The organism is Streptomyces sp. NRRL WC-3626 (assembly GCF_000718785.1).
Lineage (GTDB): Bacteria > Actinomycetota > Actinomycetes > Streptomycetales > Streptomycetaceae > Streptomyces > Streptomyces edwardsiae.
Genome location: NZ_JOCA01000003.1, coordinates 247,173 through 266,179, shown reverse-complemented (window position 1 = coordinate 266,179; position 19,007 = coordinate 247,173). Strand labels below are relative to the sequence as shown.

15 protein-coding genes are annotated in these 19,007 nt (G+C 68.8%); 11 read left to right on the top strand and 4 right to left on the bottom strand.

The features are described 5' to 3' along the window. The first annotated feature begins 97 nt into the window (after window positions 1-97). The 4 genes from IF28_RS0106865 to IF28_RS0106850 all read left to right on the top strand — a co-directional run bounded on the left by IF28_RS0106865 (window position 98) and on the right by IF28_RS0106850 (window position 3,864). Complete coding sequence (locus IF28_RS0106865) at window positions 98-781, top strand: PadR family transcriptional regulator (RefSeq protein WP_030215451.1); 684 nt, start codon at window positions 98-100, stop codon at window positions 779-781. A 44-nt stretch (window positions 782-825) separates the two neighbouring features. Continuing rightward, the gene (locus tag IF28_RS0106860; RefSeq protein ID WP_030215447.1) at window positions 826-1,908 is read left to right on the top strand and encodes an inositol-3-phosphate synthase; all 1,083 of its coding nucleotides are present in this window, start codon (window positions 826-828) and stop codon (window positions 1,906-1,908) included. Between the two features lie 76 nt (window positions 1,909-1,984). Next, the gene (locus IF28_RS0106855) at window positions 1,985-3,247 is read left to right on the top strand and encodes an MFS transporter (RefSeq protein WP_030215444.1); all 1,263 of its coding nucleotides are present in this window, start codon (window positions 1,985-1,987) and stop codon (window positions 3,245-3,247) included. Between the two features lie 122 nt (window positions 3,248-3,369). Continuing rightward, complete coding sequence (locus IF28_RS0106850; protein WP_030215442.1) at window positions 3,370-3,864, top strand: LppU/SCO3897 family protein; 495 nt, start codon at window positions 3,370-3,372, stop codon at window positions 3,862-3,864. Between the two features lie 96 nt (window positions 3,865-3,960). On the opposite strand, the gene IF28_RS0106845 is transcribed toward IF28_RS0106850, so the two are convergent. Continuing rightward, window positions 3,961-5,424 (bottom strand): CCA tRNA nucleotidyltransferase, encoded by a 1,464-nt coding sequence (locus tag IF28_RS0106845; protein WP_051713664.1) that lies wholly within the window; start codon window positions 5,422-5,424, stop codon window positions 3,961-3,963. A gap of 198 nt (window positions 5,425-5,622) precedes the next feature. Here IF28_RS0106845 and IF28_RS0106840 point away from each other — a divergent pair, with 198 nt between their 5' ends. The 7 genes from IF28_RS0106840 (at window position 5,623) to trxA (ending at window position 15,459) form a co-directional block, all read left to right on the top strand. After that, a complete protein-coding gene (locus IF28_RS0106840; RefSeq protein ID WP_030215440.1) occupies window positions 5,623-8,028 on the top strand; it encodes a DUF6049 family protein in 2,406 nt (801 codons plus the stop codon). 43 nt (window positions 8,029-8,071) lie between these two features. Next, entirely contained in the window at window positions 8,072-10,363 is a 2,292-nt protein-coding gene (murJ, locus tag IF28_RS0106835) for a murein biosynthesis integral membrane protein MurJ (protein ID WP_030215439.1), read from the top strand. Window positions 10,364-10,504: 141 nt separating this feature from the next. Beyond that, a complete protein-coding gene (locus IF28_RS0106830) occupies window positions 10,505-12,226 on the top strand; it encodes a protein kinase family protein (RefSeq protein ID WP_030215438.1) in 1,722 nt (573 codons plus the stop codon). Window positions 12,227-12,257: 31 nt separating this feature from the next. Beyond that, window positions 12,258-12,983, top strand: a complete 726-nt coding sequence (gene sigM, locus IF28_RS0106825) for an RNA polymerase sigma factor SigM (protein WP_030215436.1) — start codon at window positions 12,258-12,260, stop codon at window positions 12,981-12,983. Next, complete coding sequence (locus tag IF28_RS0106820) at window positions 12,980-13,897, top strand: anti-sigma factor family protein (protein WP_030215434.1); 918 nt, start codon at window positions 12,980-12,982, stop codon at window positions 13,895-13,897. Before sigM ends, IF28_RS0106820 begins: the two co-directional genes overlap by 4 nt. Before the next feature lie 212 nt (window positions 13,898-14,109). Then, window positions 14,110-15,078 (top strand): thioredoxin-disulfide reductase, encoded by a 969-nt coding sequence (trxB, locus tag IF28_RS0106815; protein WP_030215432.1) that lies wholly within the window; start codon window positions 14,110-14,112, stop codon window positions 15,076-15,078. Window positions 15,079-15,120: 42 nt separating this feature from the next. Then, window positions 15,121-15,459 (top strand): thioredoxin, encoded by a 339-nt coding sequence (gene trxA, locus IF28_RS0106810; RefSeq protein WP_030215428.1) that lies wholly within the window; start codon window positions 15,121-15,123, stop codon window positions 15,457-15,459. A gap of 87 nt (window positions 15,460-15,546) precedes the next feature. Here the strand turns inward: trxA and IF28_RS0106805 are convergent, their stop codons facing one another. From IF28_RS0106805 to IF28_RS0106795, 3 genes are all read right to left on the bottom strand, one after another. Next, on the bottom strand, window positions 15,547-16,164 hold the full coding sequence (locus IF28_RS0106805; RefSeq protein WP_030215423.1) for a GNAT family N-acetyltransferase: 618 nt from the start codon (window positions 16,162-16,164) through the stop codon (window positions 15,547-15,549). A gap of 326 nt (window positions 16,165-16,490) precedes the next feature. Further along, window positions 16,491-17,591 carry a ParB/RepB/Spo0J family partition protein gene (locus IF28_RS0106800; protein ID WP_030215420.1) on the bottom strand — a complete coding sequence of 367 codons (1,101 nt, stop codon included), beginning with the start codon at window positions 17,589-17,591 and terminating at the stop codon, window positions 16,491-16,493. Further along, window positions 17,588-18,664, bottom strand: a complete 1,077-nt coding sequence (locus IF28_RS0106795) for a ParA family protein (RefSeq protein WP_078620908.1) — start codon at window positions 18,662-18,664, stop codon at window positions 17,588-17,590. Before IF28_RS0106795 ends, IF28_RS0106800 begins: the two co-directional genes overlap by 4 nt. Window positions 18,665-19,007: the final 343 nt, after the last annotated feature.

Sequence of the window (19,007 nt, the reverse complement as noted above, 5' to 3'; positions counted from 1 at the left end):
CGTGATGTATCGAGTCGATACATCAGCTCGGCATAAGGGCGGCGACGAGCCGCACATCAGGCCGTCACGGCACGACCGCGGCAGAGGGGAGGCGACGATGAGCCGGCGTTCCGGGATCCTCGAGTTCGCCGTACTCGGCCTGCTCCGCGAATCCCCGATGCACGGCTATGAGCTGCGCAAGCGACTCAATACGTCACTGGGTGTGTTCCGTGCGTTCAGCTACGGGACGCTCTACCCCTGCCTCAAGACGCTGCTCGCCAGCGGCTGGTTGATCGAGGAACCGGGGAACACCAGCGAGGACGCCCTCGCCGCTCCGCTCACGGGGCGCCGCGCCAAGATCGTCTACCGGTTGACGGCGGAGGGTAAGGACCACTTCGAGCAGTTGCTCTCCCAGACGGGCCCGGACGCGTACGAGGACGAGACCTTCGCCGCCCGGTTCGCCTTCTTCGGGCAGACGTCGCGTGACGTGCGCATGCGCGTGCTCGAGGGCCGCCGCAGCCGGCTGGAGGAGCGCCTCGAGAAGATGCGCGCCTCCCTGGCCCGGACCCGGGAGCGCCTCGACGACTACACGCTCGAGCTCCAGCGCCACGGAATGGAGTCCGTGGAGCGCGAAGTGCGCTGGCTGAACGAGCTCATCGAGAGCGAGCGGGCCGGGCGGGACCTGAAGGGGCCCGCTCTCGGGGGGACCGCTCAGCAGGACACCACATCTGGAACGTCGGGCGATCTGCCCCGGCCGGGGGACGACCCCCGTCCGGATTCGCCCGACGACACCGCCACGTGAGACCCGTCGAAGGGCCTCACTCGTACACACAGGGAGCAACCGGAATGGGTTCGGTTCGCGTAGCCATCGTCGGCGTGGGCAACTGCGCCGCGTCGCTGGTGCAGGGCGTCGAGTACTACAAGGACGCCGACCCGGCGTCCAAGGTCCCGGGCCTGATGCACGTCCAGTTCGGCGACTACCACGTCCGCGACGTCGAGTTCGTCGCCGCCTTCGACGTCGACGCCAAGAAGGTCGGCCTGGACCTCGCTGACGCCATCGGCGCCTCCGAGAACAACACCATCAAGATCTGCGACGTGCCGAACAGCGGCGTCCAGGTCCAGCGCGGCCACACCCTCGACGGTCTCGGCAAGTACTACCGGGAGACCATCGAGGAGTCCGCCGAGGCCCCGGTCGACGTCGTCCAGGTCCTCAAGGACAAGCAGGTCGACGTCCTCGTCTGCTACCTGCCCGTCGGGTCCGACGACGCGGCGAAGTTCTACGCCCAGTGCGCCATCGACGCCAAGGTCGCCTTCGTCAACGCCCTCCCGGTCTTCATCGCCGGTACCAAGGAGTGGGCGGACAAGTTCACCGAGGCGGGCGTCCCGATCGTCGGTGACGACATCAAGTCCCAGGTCGGCGCCACCATCACGCACCGCGTCATGGCGAAGCTGTTCGAGGACCGGGGCGTCGTCCTGGACCGCACGATGCAGCTGAACGTCGGCGGCAACATGGACTTCAAGAACATGCTCGAGCGCGACCGCCTCGAGTCCAAGAAGATCTCCAAGACGCAGGCCGTCACCTCCCAGATCCCCGACCGGGACCTCGGCGAGAAGAACGTCCACATCGGCCCGTCCGACTACGTGGCCTGGCTGGACGACCGCAAGTGGGCCTACGTCCGCCTGGAGGGCCGCGCGTTCGGCGACGTCCCGCTGAACCTGGAGTACAAGCTCGAGGTCTGGGACTCCCCGAACTCCGCCGGTGTCATCATCGACGCCCTGCGCGCCGCGAAGATCGCCAAGGACCGGGGCATCGGTGGCCCGATCCTGTCGGCGTCCTCGTACTTCATGAAGTCCCCGCCGGTGCAGTACTTCGACGACGAGGCCCGTGCCAACGTCGAGAAGTTCATCCAGGGTCAGGTCGAGCGCTAAGACCTCCCCCTGTGGGCAGTTGGGGTCTCCGGGTCGTACGACCCGGAGACCCTCTTCCTATGTGAGGCTGTGCCCCATGGCCGTCGTCCGTGACCTGCGCGTTCTGCTGCGCCTTCAGGGCTTCAGACGCCTGCTCGCCGTCCGGCTGCTCTCCCAGGGCGCCGACGGTGTCTTCCAGGTCGCGCTCGCCTCCTACGTGGTCTTCTCTCCCGAGAAGCAGACGTCGGCCACGTCGATCGCCTCCGCGATGGCGGTCCTGCTCCTCCCGTACTCCGTGGTCGGCCCCTTCGCCGGGGTCCTCCTGGACCGCTGGCGCCGCCGTCAGGTCTTCCTGTACGGCAATCTGCTGCGTGCCCTGATGGCCGCGGTGACCGCTCTGCTGATTCTCGGCCGGGTGCCCGACTGGCTCCTCTTCGCCGCGGCCCTGTGCGTCACCGGCGTCAACCGCTTCGTGCTCGCCGGGCTGTCCGCCGCACTGCCGCGCGTGGTGGACACCGAGCGACTGGTCGTCGCGAACTCCCTGTCCCCGACGGCCGGCACACTCGCCGCGACAGCGGGGGGCGGTCTCGCCTTCGTCGTCCGTCTGGTTCTCGCCGACTCCGACGCGGCCGTGGTGCTCGTGGGCGCCGCGCTGTATCTGTGCGCGGCCGTGGCATCCCTCCGGATGGCGAAGGAACTGCTCGGCCCCGACCGCGCGTTGGTACGTCCCCGGCTGGCCACGGCACTCCACGGAACCGCTCGCGACCTGGCGGCGGGCGTACGGCACCTTGCCACGCCCCGGCGCAGGGAGGCGGCCTGGGCGCTGACGGCGATGTCGCTCATGCGGTTCTGCTACGGCGCGATGCTCGTCATGCTGCTGATGCTCTGCCGGTACTCCCTGACGTCGACCACCGACGAGGGACTCGCCCTGCTGGGGCTGGCGTTGGGTGTGTCCGGTGCCGGTTTCTTCGCCGCGGCCGTACTGACCCCCTGGGCCGCGGGACGGCTCGGGCCCGGCCGCTGGATCGTGGTGTGCGCCGCGGCGGCCGCCCTGCTGGAGCCGGCGTTCGGTCTGCCCTTCGCCTCCGGCCCTTTGCTTGCCGGGGCGTTCGTCCTGGGCCTGACCACCCAGGGCGCGAAGATCGCCACGGACACCATCGTCCAGGCCGCCGTCGACGACGACTTCCGCGGCCGTGTCTTCTCCCTGTACGACGTCCTGTTCAACGTGGCCTTCGTCGGCGCCGCGGGAGTGGCCGCCCTGATGCTCCCGCCGGACGGCCGATCAGTCCCGCTGGTGGTAACAATCGCCGTTATATACGGAGCAGTAGCTACGGCTATGGCCCGTTTTGAGCGCCAGTAAGTGTCACATCAACGCCACAGAGCTTTATTGGGCTACAGAGTTGTCAGTGCGGGCCGGTAGCTTACGTGCGTCTTATCAACACGGCTTTCGCGCCACGCACCCATGTTCTAGGGGGACCCCAAGTGACCACTCCGCCGCCCCAGGGCAATCCGTTCGCCCAGGGCCAGCAGCAGCCCTACGGCCAGCCCCAGGGCCAGGCGCCCCAGGGCGGCTTCCCGCAGCAGGCGGGCCAGCCCGGATTCCCCCCGCCCGGTGCTCCCGTTCCGCCGCCGCAGCAGGGCCGCAAGCTCAGCTTCAAGACGATCAAGAACATCGTCATCGTCCTGATCGTCGCCGGCGTGGCCATCGGTGGCTGGATCGCCAGCAAGGACGACGCCAACACCGCCGCCGTCGGCGACTGCATGCACCGCGGCAGCACGGACGACAACGACCCGGACCTCGAGGTCGTCGACTGCGGTGACGCGAAGGCGCAGTACACCGTGCTCGCCAAGATCGAGGGCAACCACTCCGGGCTCACGGCTCAGAGCAAGTGCGAGGCCGAGGCCAAGGACTTCCAGTACGTGTACACGGAGACCAACGGCAGCAAGAGCTTCCTTCTCTGCCTGAAGGACAAGTAGGACAGACGTGAGGGGTGGTGTTTCACGTGAAACACCACCCCTCACGCCTTGTCGCGGGGTCATGTTTCACGTGAAACATGACCCCGTTCCGCGTCCTCAGCCCTGGCCCGCCCACCACTCCTTGAGGGCCGCCACCGCCGCGTCGTACCCCATCGGGCCGTTCTCCAGCCGGAGCTCCAGCAGATGCTTGTACGCCTGCCCCACGGCAGGCCCCGGCTTGACCCCGAGAATCTCCATGATCTGGTTGCCGTCGAGGTCCGGGCGGATGGCGTCCAGCTCCTCCTGCTCCTGGAGCTGCGCGATGCGATCCTCCAGGCCGTCGTACGCACGGGAGAGCGCCGCGGCCTTGCGGCGGTTGCGGGTGGTGCAGTCCGAACGGGTCAGCTTGTGGAGCCGGCCGAGGAGCGGTCCGGCGTCGCGGACATAGCGGCGGACCGCCGAGTCCGTCCACTCTCCCGTGCCGTAGCCGTGGAAGCGCAGATGCAGCTCGACGAGACGGGAAACGTCCTTCACCAGCTCGTTGGAGTACTTGAGCGCCGTCATGCGCTTCTTCGTCATCTTCGCCCCGACCATTTCATGGTGGTGGAACGAGACCCGGCCGTCCTTCTCGAAACGGCGTGTACGCGGCTTGCCGATGTCGTGCAGCAGGGCGGCCAGGCGGAGGGTCAGATCGGGGCCGTCCTCCTCCAGGGCCATCGCCTGCTCCACGACGATCAGCGTGTGGTCGTAGACGTCCTTGTGCCGGTGGTGCTCGTCCCGCTCCAGATGCAGAGCCGGCAGCTCGGGCAGCACATACTCGGCGATACCGGTGTCCACGAGCAGCGAGAGGCCCTTGCGCGGGTGCGAGGAGAGGATCAGCTTGTTCAGCTCGTCCCGCACACGCTCGGCGGAGACGATCTCGATGCGCCCTGCCATCTCCTTCATCGCCGTGACAACCTCGGGTGCCACCTCGAAGTCGCGCTGGGCGGCGAAACGGGCGGCCCGCATCATCCGCAGCGGATCGTCCGAGAAGGACTCCTCGGGCGTGCCCGGGGTGCGCAGCACCCTGGCGGCCAGATCGGCGCGGCCACCGTGCGGGTCGATGAACCGCTTCTCCGGGAGCGCCACGGCCATGGCGTTCACCGTGAAGTCGCGGCGGACCAGATCCTCCTCGATGGAGTCGCCGTACGACACCTCCGGCTTGCGGGAGGTGCGGTCGTACGCCTCGGAGCGATAGGTGGTCACCTCGATCTGGAAGCTCCGGTCGGTGTCCCCGACACGGGCCTCCTTCTGCGCGCCGACTGTGCCGAAGGCGATCCCGACGTCCCAGACGGAGTCCGCCCAGGGGCGGATGATCTTCAGTACGTCCTGCGGGCGGGCGTCGGTCGTGAAGTCCAGATCATTGCCGAGGCGGCCGAGCAGCGCGTCCCGCACGGAGCCGCCCACCAGAGCCAGTGAGAACCCGGCCTCCTGGAATCGGCGGGCGAGGTCGTCGGCGACAGGGGCGACTCGCAGCAGTTCACTCACGGCGCGGTCCTGCGCCTGGCTCAGGGCACTGGTCTCTTCGTTGGCGTTCGGCACAACAGAAGAGAGTACGTGGCCCGAACGGCGGGGAGCGCCCTCATTACCGCACGAGGACACCCCCGTCGATACACGGACAAGGCCCGCCTCCCCTGATCTTGGGGACCGGTCCGCGGCACTTCCTCCCAGCGGGCATCGTTACCATGCGTGGACGTACATTCCGACGACCACTGACGAAGACGAGGGACGGGCGAGCGCGTGGCCGAACCGGCAGACTTCCAGGGGACGACTCCCTCACCTGCCCGCCGCCGGCTGCGGCGCACGGGAGCCCTGCTCGCCGGAGCACCGCTGCTGGCCGGGCTCGTCCAGCTGACCGCCGCTCCCCCCGCGGACGCCGCCGGGGCGGAGGTGTCGCAGGCCGCCTCCGAGACGGGCTCGGTCGCCGTCTCGGTAGACACCCTCACCCCCGGCGCTCCCACCGAGGGCGACACCGTCACCGTGTCCGGAACGGTGACCAACAAGGGCAAGCAGACCGTCACCGACGCCCACGTGGGGCTGAGTGTGGGGCCGCTGCTGAACACCCGCTCCGGCATCGACAGCGTCGCCGGGAACAGCACCGACATACAGAGCGCCGTCGGCGCGGACCCCGGCGACAAGTACACCGAGAAGTTCGACAAGCTCACCCCGGGCATCTCACAGCCCTTCACCCTCTCGGTTCCGGTGAACAAGCTGGATCTCGGACAGGACGGCGTCTACGAGCTGGCCGTGGTGCTCTCCGGACAGACCTCCGCCCAGCCGTGGGAGCAGCCCCTCGGTGTCCAGCGGACGTTCCTGCCGTGGAAGCCCGACGAGGCGGACACGAAGACGAAGACGACGGTCATGTGGCCGCTGATCTCCACCGTCCACATGACGGCGGAGACGGGTTCGGACGAACAGCAGACACCGCTCTTCCACGACGACGATCTCGCCGAGGAGATCTCCCCGGGCGGCCGGCTGGACCGGATGGTGGCACTCGGCAAGGGTCTCGACGTCACCTGGGTGATCGACCCGGACCTGCTGGCGTCGGTCGAGGCGATGACCGACCGTTACGAGGTGACCGGCGAGGGTGACGAGACCGTCGTCGGCGGCCATCAGGAGGTCGCCAAGCGCTGGCTCACCGAGGTGCAGCAGGCCGTGGCGGACAAGGAGGTCGTCGCGCTGCCGTTCGGCGACCCCGACCTGGCCTCCCTCGCCCACAACGGCACGTCCGTCACCGGTTCGCTGAGCCACCTCAAGGAGGCCACCGACGTCGCCTCCAGGACCGTGGGTCCGATCCTCCACGTCGAGCCCACCACGGACTTCGTCTGGCCGGTCGACGGCGCCGTCGACCCGTCCATCGTCAAGGTCGCCACGTCCGCCGGGGCCGACAAGGTGATCGCCCGCAGCGACACCTTCGAGGAGACCGGCGGCCTGTCGTACACGCCCTCCGCGGCGCGGCCCATCGGCGGCGGCACCACGGCCGTCATCGCGGACGCGCGGCTGTCCACGGCGTTCCAGGGCGACATGACCAAGGCGTCCGGCTCCACGCTCGCGGTGCAGCGGTTCCTGGCCCAGAGCCTGACGCTCGGCCTGCAGACGGGGAAGCAGCGCAGCGTCGTGGTCGCGCCGCAGCGCACCCCGTCGGCGAGCCAGGCCCAGACGATGGCCGAGGCCCTGACGGCCCTCCAGGACGGCACCTGGTCCGAGGCGCAGGACCTCACCTCCGCCGCCAAGGCCCAGCCGGACCCCGCCGCCACCACCAAGGTTCCCGCGGCCTCCTCCTACCCCTCGTCCCTGCGCAAGCACGAGCTGCCGCGGGCGACGTTCGAGCAGATCGGGCGGACCCAGTCGAAGCTCGACAGGTTCCAGGTGATCCTCTCCGACCCGTCCCGGGTGGTGACACCATTCGGACGCGCCCTGAACCGGGGAATGTCCGTGTCGTGGCGGGGCCGCCAGTCGGAAGCGGCGATCTACCGGAGCGGCGTCGAGGCCTATCTCGACACGCTCACCGGCCAGGTCAGGCTGATCGACAAGTCGGAGACGAAACTCTCCGGCCGCAGTGCCACCATCCCCGTGACGGTCCAGAACAACCTGGTGCAGGGCGTCGAGCACCTGACGCTCCGGCTCACCTCGACCAACCCGACCCGTCTCGAGATCGACGGGGACGCCTACGAGGAACAGCCCGTCACGGTCTCCGGGGGGCACAGCCAGTCGGTGAAGTTCACCACGTCCGCCAACGCCAACGGACGGGCGACGGTGGTCGCCCAGCTGTACACGCAGGACGGTGAGAGGTACGGCGAGCCGGTCACGTTCGATGTGAAGGTCACCGAGATCACCGCCACGGTGATGCTGGTCATCGGCGGCGGCGTGCTGTTGCTCGTCCTCGCCGGCTTCCGGATGTACACCCAGCGCAAGCGGGCGGCTGCCCGCGAGGCGGAAGAGCGGGACGAGGACACCGGCGAGAACGATGCGGACGCCGCGGACGCCGGCGCCCCGCAGAACCCGGAAGCCGCCGAGGAGCGTCTCCCCGAGGAGTCCGGGGCGGACCCCCGGACGGACGGCCCGGAGCAGCCGAGTGACCCGGCGCCGGACACCGCACCGGAAAGCACAGACCCGTCCGGCACGGGTGAGAGAGTGGACCGTTGAGGATGTCGTGGCCGTGGGCCCGGATCGATGAGGTGGGGTAACCATGAACGCGCCGTACGACGGTGACCGCGGCCATGCCGCGGGCAACTCGGGCCACCCCGAGTCGGACCCGCCCGCGGGTCCGCCGCCCGGGCACGACCAGGTGCCGCAGCCACCCGCCGACATGTACGTGCAGGACGCCTACGACCCCGATCCCTACCGCGCGCAGGACCTCGCCGCCCAGGACCCGGTCGCCGAGGCGCTCTACGACCGCGCCGCCCACCCGCCGCCCCCTCCGGGCACCTACCCGCCCCCGCAGCCGCTGTACGGGCAGCCGCCCCAGTCGCCGTACGCCCCCGACCCACGCGTGTGGGCCCCGACGCCCGCCCCCGAACCCGACGGCCCGACCCAGTACCTGCCGTACGGCGACGACCCGCGCACCACACAGTTCGTGGGCGTGGACGACCTGGTCGGACAGACCGGCGACCAGCGCCAGGAGCCGGACGCCTTCGCCCATCTGTTCCGTGATCAGCAGCAGAGCGGTGCCTTTCCCGACCAGCAGCAGGGCGTCGGACACCCGGCCCCCGCGTCGGTGAGCGGCGGGCAGCCCTACGCGCCGGTGCCGGGGCCGGCGTCATCGACACCCGGCCACTACGCGGGCGCCACTCCGCCTCCCATCGCCGAGGCGCCCGCACCCGAACCGGCTGCCGCCGCCCCGAAGAAGGGCGGACGGGCCGGGGGACTGCTGAAGTCGAGTGCCGTGATGGCGGCGGGCACGATGGTGTCCCGCCTCACGGGGTTCATCCGCTCCGCGATGATCGTCTCGGCGCTCGGCCTCGCCCTGCTGGGCGAATCGTTCCAGATCGCCTACCAGTTGCCGACGATGATCTACATCCTCACCGTCGGCGGTGGCCTCAACTCGGTCTTCGTGCCACAGCTCGTGCGGTCGATGAAGGACGACGAGGACGGGGGCGAGGCATACGCCAACCGTCTGCTGACCCTGGTGATGGTGGCCCTGGCGGCGCTCACGGCAATCGCGTGGCTGGCCGCGCCGCTGCTGGTGCGCGCCCTGTCCGTCTCGGTCGCCGACGACCCCGCGGCCAACGACGTCGCCGTCACCTTCACCCGCTTCTTCCTGCCCTCGATCTTCTTCATGGGCGTTCACGTGGTGATGGGTCAGATCCTCAACGCGCGCGGCCGGTTCGGCGCGATGATGTGGACCCCGGTCCTGAACAACATCGTCATCATCGTCACGCTCGGCACCTTCATCTGGGTCTATGGCACCGCCGCGGACTCGAAGATGAAGGTCACGAACATCCCGCCGGAGGGGCTGCGGCTGCTCGGCATCGGTGTCCTGCTGGGTCTCGTGGTCCAGGCGCTGGCGATGATTCCGTACCTGCGTGAGACCGGATTCCGCATCCGCCCGCGCTTCGACTGGAAGGGCCACGGCCTCGGCAAGGCGGCCATGCTCGCCAAGTGGACCATCCTGTTCGTCCTCGCCAACCAGGCGGGCGCTCTGGTGGTCACCCAGCTGGCCACGGCGTCGGTCAAGGGCACGAACATCGCCGGCACGGGCTTCAGCGCCTACTCCAACGCCCAGCTCATCTGGGGCCTGCCACAGGCCATCATCACCGTCTCCCTGATGGCGGCCCTGCTGCCCCGTATCTCACGCTCGGCAGCCGAGGAGGACGGCGGCGCGGTCCGTGACGACATCTCTCAAGGGCTGCGCACCACGGCCGTGGCGATCGTGCCGATCGCCTTCGGCTTCCTCTCGCTCGGCATCCCGATGTGCACGCTGATCTTCGGTTCCTCGGGTACCGGTGCCTCCACCAACATGGGCTACATGCTGATGGCCTTCGGCCTCGGCCTGATCCCCTACTCCGTGCAGTACGTCGTCCTGCGCGCCTTCTACGCGTACGAGGACACCCGAACCCCCTTCTACAACACGGTCATCGTGGCCGCGGGCAACGCGGTCGCCTCGGGGATCTGCTACCTCGTGCTTCCGGCCCGCTGGGCCGTGGTGGGCATGGCCGCCTCGTACGGCCTGTCCTACATGATCGGCGTGGGGGTCGCGTGGCGCCGGCTGCGCAACCGGCTGGGCGGGGACCTGGACGGCGCCCGGGTGCTGCGGACCTACGCCCGGCTGTGCATCGCCTCCGTTCCCGCCGCGCTGCTCAGCGGCGCGGCCTGCTACGGCATCGTGCAGACGCTCGGCCAGGGCATCCTGGGCTCGTTCGCGGCGCTGCTGGCCGGTGGGGCCGTACTGTTCGGAGTCTTCTTCGTGGCCGCCCGCCGGATGCGGATCGAGGAAGTCAACTCATTGGTCGGTATGGTGCGCGGACGCCTTGGACGCTGAGGCACGGGGTAGGCGCACAACCATCGTCCGCCATCGTGTGTCGTGCATAGCGGCGGACTGTGGGCACAATTGGTCTCGGCGTCGAACGGCGCGCGACGGAAGCCGGCCGGCGCGCATGGGATGGGGAGGCAGGGAACGACGGTGGCCGAACGGAGCACAGCTGCCGTCGACGTGGCAGACAACAGCGGCGAGCAGCCGCTGACCGCACAGGCGGACCAGTCCACGGCCGACGGGGTGGCCCAGAACCGGGAGCGGGACACGGACAGCGACGAGGCACAGGAGAACATCGGGGCCGACGGCCCCGCGAAGACCTCGCCACCCGAACTGCACAGCGGTGACAAGCTCGCCAGGCGTTACCGCCTCGAGGAGTGCGTCACCCGTCTGGACGGGTTCAGCAGTTGGCGTGCCGTGGACGAGAAACTCCGCCGCGCCGTAGGAGTGCACATCCTGCCCGCGGACCACGTGCGTGCCCGGTCCGTCCTGGCCGCGGCACGCTCCTCCGCCCTGCTGGGCGATCCGCGGTTCGTCCAGGTCCTGGACGCCGTCGAGGAGAACGACGTCGTCTACGTCGTGCACGAGTGGCTCCCCGACGCCACCGAACTGACCGCGCTTCTCGCGGCCGGCCCTCTGGAGGTGTACGACGCCTACCAGATGGTCAGTCAGATCTCCGCCGCCATGGCCGCGGCCCATCGCGAGGGTCTCGCCCATCTCCGCCTGAACCCCAACGCCGTCCTGCGCACCTCCACCGGCCAGTGGCGCATCCGCGGCCTCGCGGTGAACGCCGCGCTGCGCGGCATCAGCTCCGACAGCCCGCAGCGCACCGACACCGAGTCCATCGGTGCCCTCCTGTACGCGGCACTCACCCAGCGCTGGCCGTACGAGAGCGACGCCTACGGCATGTCCGGGCTGCCGAAGGACATCGGGCTGATCCCGCCCGACCAGGTACGTGCCGGTGTCCACCGCGGTCTGTCCGAGCTCGCCATGCGCGCGCTCGTCAACGACGGCGCCACGGCCTCGCGTCACGAGTCGGCGTGCACCACGCCCGAGGAACTGGTGAAGGCGATCGGCGAGATGCCCCGCATCCGCCCGCCGGAGCCCGCGTTCACCACTCCTCCGGAGTACCAGCGCACGACGTACCAGCAGGGCACCTACGGCCGCCCGGCGCCGCACCCCGGCGTCACGCAGCCGGTGCCGGCTCCGCCTCCTCCGCTGCAGAGCCGTACGGGCAAGGCGCTGAAGTGGGCCGTCTCGGCCCTGCTGATCGCCGCGCTGGGCCTGGGCAGCTGGCAGCTCGCGGACGCCCTCCTGGAGCAGGACAAGCAGTCCGACGACACCAACCAGACCCAGACGACGGACACCGACGACAAGAACGAGGACAAGCCCGCGCCGCTCAAGCCGGTCGGCATCGAGGGGGCACAGGAGTACGTGGCCGGGGGCGACGCCCAGCACCCGAACGACGTGGGCCTGACGTACGACGACAGCACCACGACGGGCTGGCGGACCAACAGCTACACCGACGGCCCGGAGATAGTGATCAAACCCGGAGTCGGCATCGTCTACGACCTCGGCTCCGAGCAGGAGGTGTCGGCCGCGACGCTCTCCCTGCGCTACGGCGGCGATCACACCACCGTCAAGCTGTACGCCACCGATTCACTGGGCTCGTCCACACCGTTGAGCTCGATGAAGCAGCTGGGTGAGACGACGACGAGCAACACGTCCGCGAAGGTGACGGTCGACAAGCCGGTGAAGAGCCGCTACGTGCTGGTGTGGCTGACAGCGATGCCGTACTCCGGCCAGGATTCCGTCAACTACAGCCAGCCCGGCTACAAGCAGGCCATCACCGACATCAAGATCCTCGGCTGACAGCGCGCGGCATCCCAGGGGAGGGGGTCCGATGGCAGACGGCGGCAGCTACGGCGACGTCAGTGATCAGGACCTCCTCGCCCGCCGCGTGGAGGGCGATCCCGACGCCTTCGGTGAGCTTGTGCGGCGGCACCGTGACCGGCTGTGGGCCGTGGCCCTGCGGACGCTGGGGGACCGCGAGGAGGCCGCCGACGCCGTCCAGGACGCCCTGGTCTCCGCTTACCGGGCCGCCCACACGTTCCGGGGGCAGTCGGCTGTCACGACGTGGCTGCACCGGATCACGGTGAACGCCTGTCTGGACCGCGCCCGCAAGGCGGCCGCCCGGAAGACCGCGCCCGTCGACGACACGGAGCGGCTGGAGCAGCTGCTGGAGCCCGCCGAGTCCGCCTCCGCGCCCGCGGAGCGCAACGACCTGCATCGCCAGCTCATCGAGGCCATGGGCACCCTCCCGCCCGATCAGCGGGCCGCGCTCGTGCTCGTGGACATGCAGGGCTATCCGGTCGCCGAAGCCGCCCGCATCCTCGACGTACCCACCGGCACGGTGAAGAGCCGCTGTGCACGGGGCAGAGCCAGACTTCTGCCCCTGCTGACCCATCTACGGCCGGACGGCACCCCCGAGAGCAGGAAACAGGATGCGGGACGGAACCGGACGCAAGGGCCGCCCGTCCCACCCGCAGCGGGTCAGCACCAGAAGGATCCGCCTGACCCAGGATCGAACGACCCGGCTGCGGTGAAGGGAGGAGGTGGGCGAGCGTGACATCGACGACAGACAGGGCGGAGCACCCGGACGTCGCGGAGATCTCCGACCTCACCGAGGGTCTCCTCCCGACGGACCGGAGCGCCGATGTACGCCGGCATCTGGACGAGTGCCCGCTCTGTGCGGACGTCCAGGCATCGCTCGAGGAGATCCGCGATCTGCTCGGCACGGTGCCGGGCCCGACGCGGATGCCCGTGGAGGTGGCGAGCCGTATCGATGCCGCACTGGCCGCGGAGTCCCTGCCGCGGGCCACGGCACCGGAGTCCGAGGCCGTCGGGGAGCCCGCTGGTGTTTCTCCCGCGTCCTCCGACGACGAACACGCGCATGTTTCACGTGAAACGTCGCCGCTTCAGGACCGGCCGTCCGGGCGTCCCCGCCCTTCCACGAGCGGGCCGGGCCGCAAGGGCCGAGTCCGAGGGGGACGACGTCGGGCCGTCGTACTGGGCACCGTGTTCACGGTCGCCGCTCTGGGGCTCGGATCGGTGGTGCTGTCCTCCATGGACGACGGCACCGGGCCGGACGAGGACACCCGGACCACTGCCTCGGACACCTTCTCCGAGACCGAGCTGAAGAAACAGGTCGACGATCTCCTCGCGCGGAGCCAAGGGGACGTGAAGGGATCCGCCCCCGAGCGCACCTTCGGGTCGCAGTCGGACCCCGGCAACGTCAGTCCCAAGGTCCTCAAGGGGCCCACCGTGCCGAAGTGCGTCAGCGACGGCATCGGCCGCAACGATCTGGCGCTCGCCACGGAAACCGGAATCTTCAGGGGCAAGGACGCGATGCTCGTCGTACTTCCCGACGTCTCGGACGCCACCCGCGTGACCGCGTACATCGTCGAGGCGACCTGCGTGAAGAACCCTTCCGTGGCCGACACGGCGAAGGTTCTGCTGACGCATTCCTACCCACGCTCCTGACGCCCGGCCCACACGCCGCTGACGGCCGACGCTTCGTCTGCGTCCTCCGTGGTATCCCGTACGTATGCCCTCTCCGTGCCGACAGCGGGCCGTGTCCGTGTGCCCGGGCACGGCGGGAATGTACGCCCCTTAGGATCCGTTGGGTGGGGTGAGAGCTCCGAAGAAAGCTCCCACCGGTCGACAGACGCAGTCCAGAGACGAGGAATCAAGCCGTGAGCGACGTCCGTAACGTGATCATCATCGGTTCGGGGCCGGCCGGCTACACGGCGGCGCTCTACACCGCCCGTGCGTCGCTGAAGCCCCTGGTGTTCGAGGGCGCCGTCACCGCCGGTGGCGCGCTGATGAACACCACCGATGTCGAGAACTTCCCCGGTTTCCAGGACGGCATCATGGGCCCCGAGCTCATGGACAACATGCGGGCCCAGGCGGAGCGCTTCGGTGCCGAGCTCATCCCGGACGATGTGGTAGCCGTCGATCTGACCGGCGAGATCAAGACCGTCACGGACACCGCCGGAACGGTCCACAAGGCGAAGTCCGTCATCGTCACCACCGGCTCGCAGCACCGCAAGCTCGGCCTGCCCAACGAGGACGCGCTCTCCGGCCGCGGTGTCTCGTGGTGTGCCACCTGTGACGGCTTCTTCTTCAAGGACCACGACATCGCCGTGATCGGTGGTGGTGACACCGCGATGGAGGAGGCCACCTTCCTCTCCCGCTTCGCGAAGTCCGTGACGATCGTCCACCGCCGTGACACCCTGCGCGCCTCCAAGGCGATGCAGGAGCGTGCCTTCGCCGACCCGAAGATCTCGTTCGTCTGGGACAGCGAGATCGCCGAAGTCCAGGGCGACCAGAAGCTCTCGGGCCTGAAGCTGCGCAACGTCAAAACCGGCGAGCTCTCGGACCTGCCGGTGACCGGCCTGTTCATCGCGATCGGTCACGACCCGCGCACCGAGCTCTTCAAGGGCCAGCTGGAGCTGGACGAGGAGGGCTACCTGAAGGTCGAGGCGCCCTCGACGCGTACGAACCTCACCGGTGTCTTCGCCGCCGGCGACGTCGTCGACCACACCTACCGCCAGGCGATCACCGCGGCCGGTACGGGCTGTTCCGCCGCCCTCGACGCAGAGCGCTTCCTCGCCGCTCTCGCGGACGACGAGAAGGCCGAGCCCGAGAAGACCGCTGTCTGACCCCCCGCCCACCCCACGCACCAACCAGTTAAGGAGCCCGCTGTGGCCGGCACCCTGAAGCATGTGACCGACGACTCCTTCGAGCAGGACGTCCTCAAGAGCGACAAGCCCGTCCTGGTGGACTTCTGGGCCGCCTGGTGCGGTCCCTGCCGCCAGATCGCCCCGTCCCTCGAGGCCATCGCCGCCGAGTACGGCGACAAGATCGAGATCGTCAAGCTGAACATCGACGAGAACCCGGGTACGGCCGCCAAGTACGGCGTCATGTCCATCCCGACCCTGAACGTCTACCAGGGTGGCGAGGTCGCCAAGACCATCGTCGGTGCCAAGCCGAAGGCCGCGATCGTCCGCGACCTCGAGGAGTTCATCAGCGTCGCCAAGTGACAGCTGACCGCCTCGTCGGCGGCACATGTTTCACGTGAAACACGAAGGGGCCGGCCCAGATGGGTCGGCCCCTTCGTACGAGGTGCGTCAGAGGGGACGCAGCGCCGGCTCCTTCTGCACCGCTCCGAGCAGCCGGTCCAGCGCCATCTCGACGTCTTCCTTCCAAGAGAGCGTCGTCCTCAGCTCCAGCCTCAGCCGGGGGTGAGTGGGGTGCTGTCGGACCGTTTTGAAGCCCACGGCCAGCAGATGGTCGGCGGGCAGAACGCAGGCGGGCTCCTTCCAGCGGACGTCACCGAACGCCTCGATCGCCTTGAAGCCCCGGCGCAGCAGATCCTTGGCCACCGTCTGCACCATCACCCGGCCCAGTCCCTGCCCCTGGTAACCCGGCATGATGAACGCGGTCATCAGCTGCACCGCATCGGGCGATACGGGGCTGGTGGGAAACGCCGTGGAGCGCGGCACATACGCGGGCGGCGCGTAGAGGACGAAGCCCACAGGGACGTCATCGACGTAGACGACTCTTCCGCAGGATCCCCAGTCCAGGAGGACGGCCGAGATCCACGATTCCTTCTCTTCCGCCGCGGTGCCCGCTCCTACCGCTGCCTCGCCGCTGACGGGGTCGAGTTCCCAGAAGACACACGAGCGGCAGCGCTGGGGGAGGTCCGGAAGGTTGTCCAGCGTGAGCGGTACGAGCCGACGGCCCATGAAGGCTGTTCCTCGCTTCCTTCGCCCGCTGCCTCACGGGCGGCTGTCAGAGCGCTTCGTTCCCTGAGCAGGCTGCCGATGAAGCCGCTGACGGCGCCTACTCCCAGCCCCGCGCTCACCAGGCCGGTGCGGCTGGTCATTCGCATGGCCCCTGCCTCGCTCTCGGAGGTGCTGTCGGGTGGATGCGCCATATCCGAACGCATCGTATCCATGAAGCCATTCCATCGATACCGCCAAAAAGCAAAGGGCGAACCGTGTTTCCGGTATGTACCGGACACGGTCCGCCCTGCTCGTTCATCGGCCACTCGGCGGGACCCGGTGAAGCGTCAGTCCTCCGTCTCGACGGAGTCGTCGTCCACCAGACTCTTCTGGAGTACGGGTCCCTCACCCGGAGCAAGGCTGCCGAGGATGCGCTCCAGGTCCTCCATGGAGGCGAACTCGACGGTGATCTTGCCCTTCTTCTGGCCCAGGTCGACCTTCACCCGTGTCTCGAAGCGATCCGAGAGACGCGTCGCCAGATCGGTCAGGGCCGGGGAGACAAGAGCCCCGGCGCGCGGACCCTTGGACCGCTGGGCCTTCTGGGGCCGTGAACCCATCAGGGTCACGATCTCTTCGACTGCCCGCACCGACAGCCCTTCAGCCACGATCCGGTGGGCCAGCCGATCCTGCTCCTCGGGGTCCTCCACGGACAGCAGCGCACGTGCGTGTCCGGCGGACAGCACACCGGCGGCCAGCCGGCGCTGAACGGTGGGGGGAAGCTTCAGCAGACGCAGTGTGTTGGACACCTGCGGCCGGGACCGGCCGATCCGGTCGGCCAGCTGGTCCTGTGTGCAGTTGAAGTCCTTCAGCAACTGGTCGTAGGCCGCGGCCTCTTCCAGCGGGTTCAGCTGGGCCCGGTGCAGGTTCTCCAGCAGCGCGTCCAGAAGAAGCTTCTCGTCCTCCGTAGCTCGCACGACCGCCGGAATCGCGTCGAGTCCCGCCTCATGGCAGGCCCGCCACCGCCGTTCACCCATGATGAGCTCATAGCGCTCGGGACCCACCTGCCGCACGACGACCGGCTGGAGGAGACCGACCTCCTTGATGGAGGTGATGAGCTCGGACAGCGCGTCCTCGTCGAACACCTCACGCGGCTGGCGCGGGTTCGGCGTAATGGCATCGAGGGGGATCTCCGCGAAGTGCGCACCCATGGGCTGCGCGGGCACAGCCGGGGGGACGTGCGCCGAAGCCTCATCCGTTTCACGTGAAACGGTCGACAGTGCGGCCAAGTGCGCAGCAGCCACCCCTCGCTCGTTCGGCGGTGCCGGCACCGCCGCAGGAGACGTGGAAACAGCGCCGCTCATCGTCGGCGGCGTCACCGACTTCTCTGTCGGGGCAGCTGGGATCAGTGCGCCGAGACCACGGCCCAACCCCCTCCGTCGCTCGCTCACTGGACGCCCTCCACCATGCTCGGATCGTTCTGCTGTAGGCCGAGGTGGGCCTGCGACCCGTCATAGCTGACGCCGACGCCCCTCAGCGCGATCTCTCGTGCCGCCTCGAAGTAGGAGAGGGCACCGCTCGATCCAGGATCGTAAGTCAGCACCGTCTGCCCGTAGCTCGGCGCCTCCGAGATACGGACGGAGCGGGGAATGCTCGTCCGCAGTACCTCGTCGCCGAAGTGGGTGCGCACCTCGTCCGCGACCTGGGACGCGAGCCGCGTCCGGCCGTCGTACATGGTGAGCAGGATCGTCGACACGTGCAGGGTGGGGTTGAGGTGTCCCCGTACCAGGTCGACATTGCGGAGCAGTTGCCCCAGTCCTTCCAGTGCGTAGTACTCGCACTGGATCGGGATCAGGACCTCCTGGCCGGCCACCAACGCGTTGACGGTCAGCAGGCCCAGCGAGGGCGGACAGTCGATGAGGATGTAGTCCAGCGGCTGCTCATACGCCTGGATCGCCCGCTGCAGCCGGCTTTCGCGCGCCACCAGCGACACCAGCTCGATCTCCGCACCGGCGAGATCGATGGTGGCGGGCGCGCAGAAGAGTCCCTCGACATCGGGGACCGGCTGGACGACCTCCGCAAGTGGCTTGCTCTCCACCAGGACGTCGTAGATGGAGGGGACTTCGGCATGGTGGTCGATACCCAGGGCCGTGGACGCGTTGCCCTGGGGGTCGAGGTCGACCACCAGAACGCGGCTGCCGTGCAGAGCGAGCGACGCGGCAAGGTTGACGGTGGTCGTCGTCTTGCCGACACCGCCCTTCTGGTTGGCGACCACGATGACGCGGGTCTGCTCGGGCCGTGGCAGGCCCTCACCGGCCCGCCCCAGAGCCTCCACCGCCAGTTGGGCAGCACGACCGATGGGAGTGTCGTCCATCGGAGGCGGCGTTTCACGTGAAACATCCGCTCCCATGGACTCGGTACGGGGACCGGGGACCGGATCGGTCATCGGTCCCGCGATGTTGGCGTCGGACCGCAAGGATTCACTCTCCTCGACTTCAGGCTCGCTATGCACAGAGCCTCCCATGCCTTCGGGGTCATGAACCAGTGAGCCCTGGCGTTCTGTGGAGAATTCCACCTCTGTGGACAACTCGGTTCCCCCTGAGGGGGACGATGGTCCGCCGGGACCAGGATCCTCTCCAAGAGATCCGAGAGGCTTCCGGTCACGGGGTTCGGCCGCAGCGCGGCCCCGACTGATGATGCCGTGCAGCAGTGAGCGACGTTTCACGTGAAACACGATGCACAGCAGCCGAGGTCGCACTGCCGCGACACTCCGTCATGCATGGGTTTGGCAGCTTGTGTGGAGTACGTCCGGCCCTCAGGACGGAGCACACCCCGCGGGGAAGATCACCCCCGACTCGGACGAATCC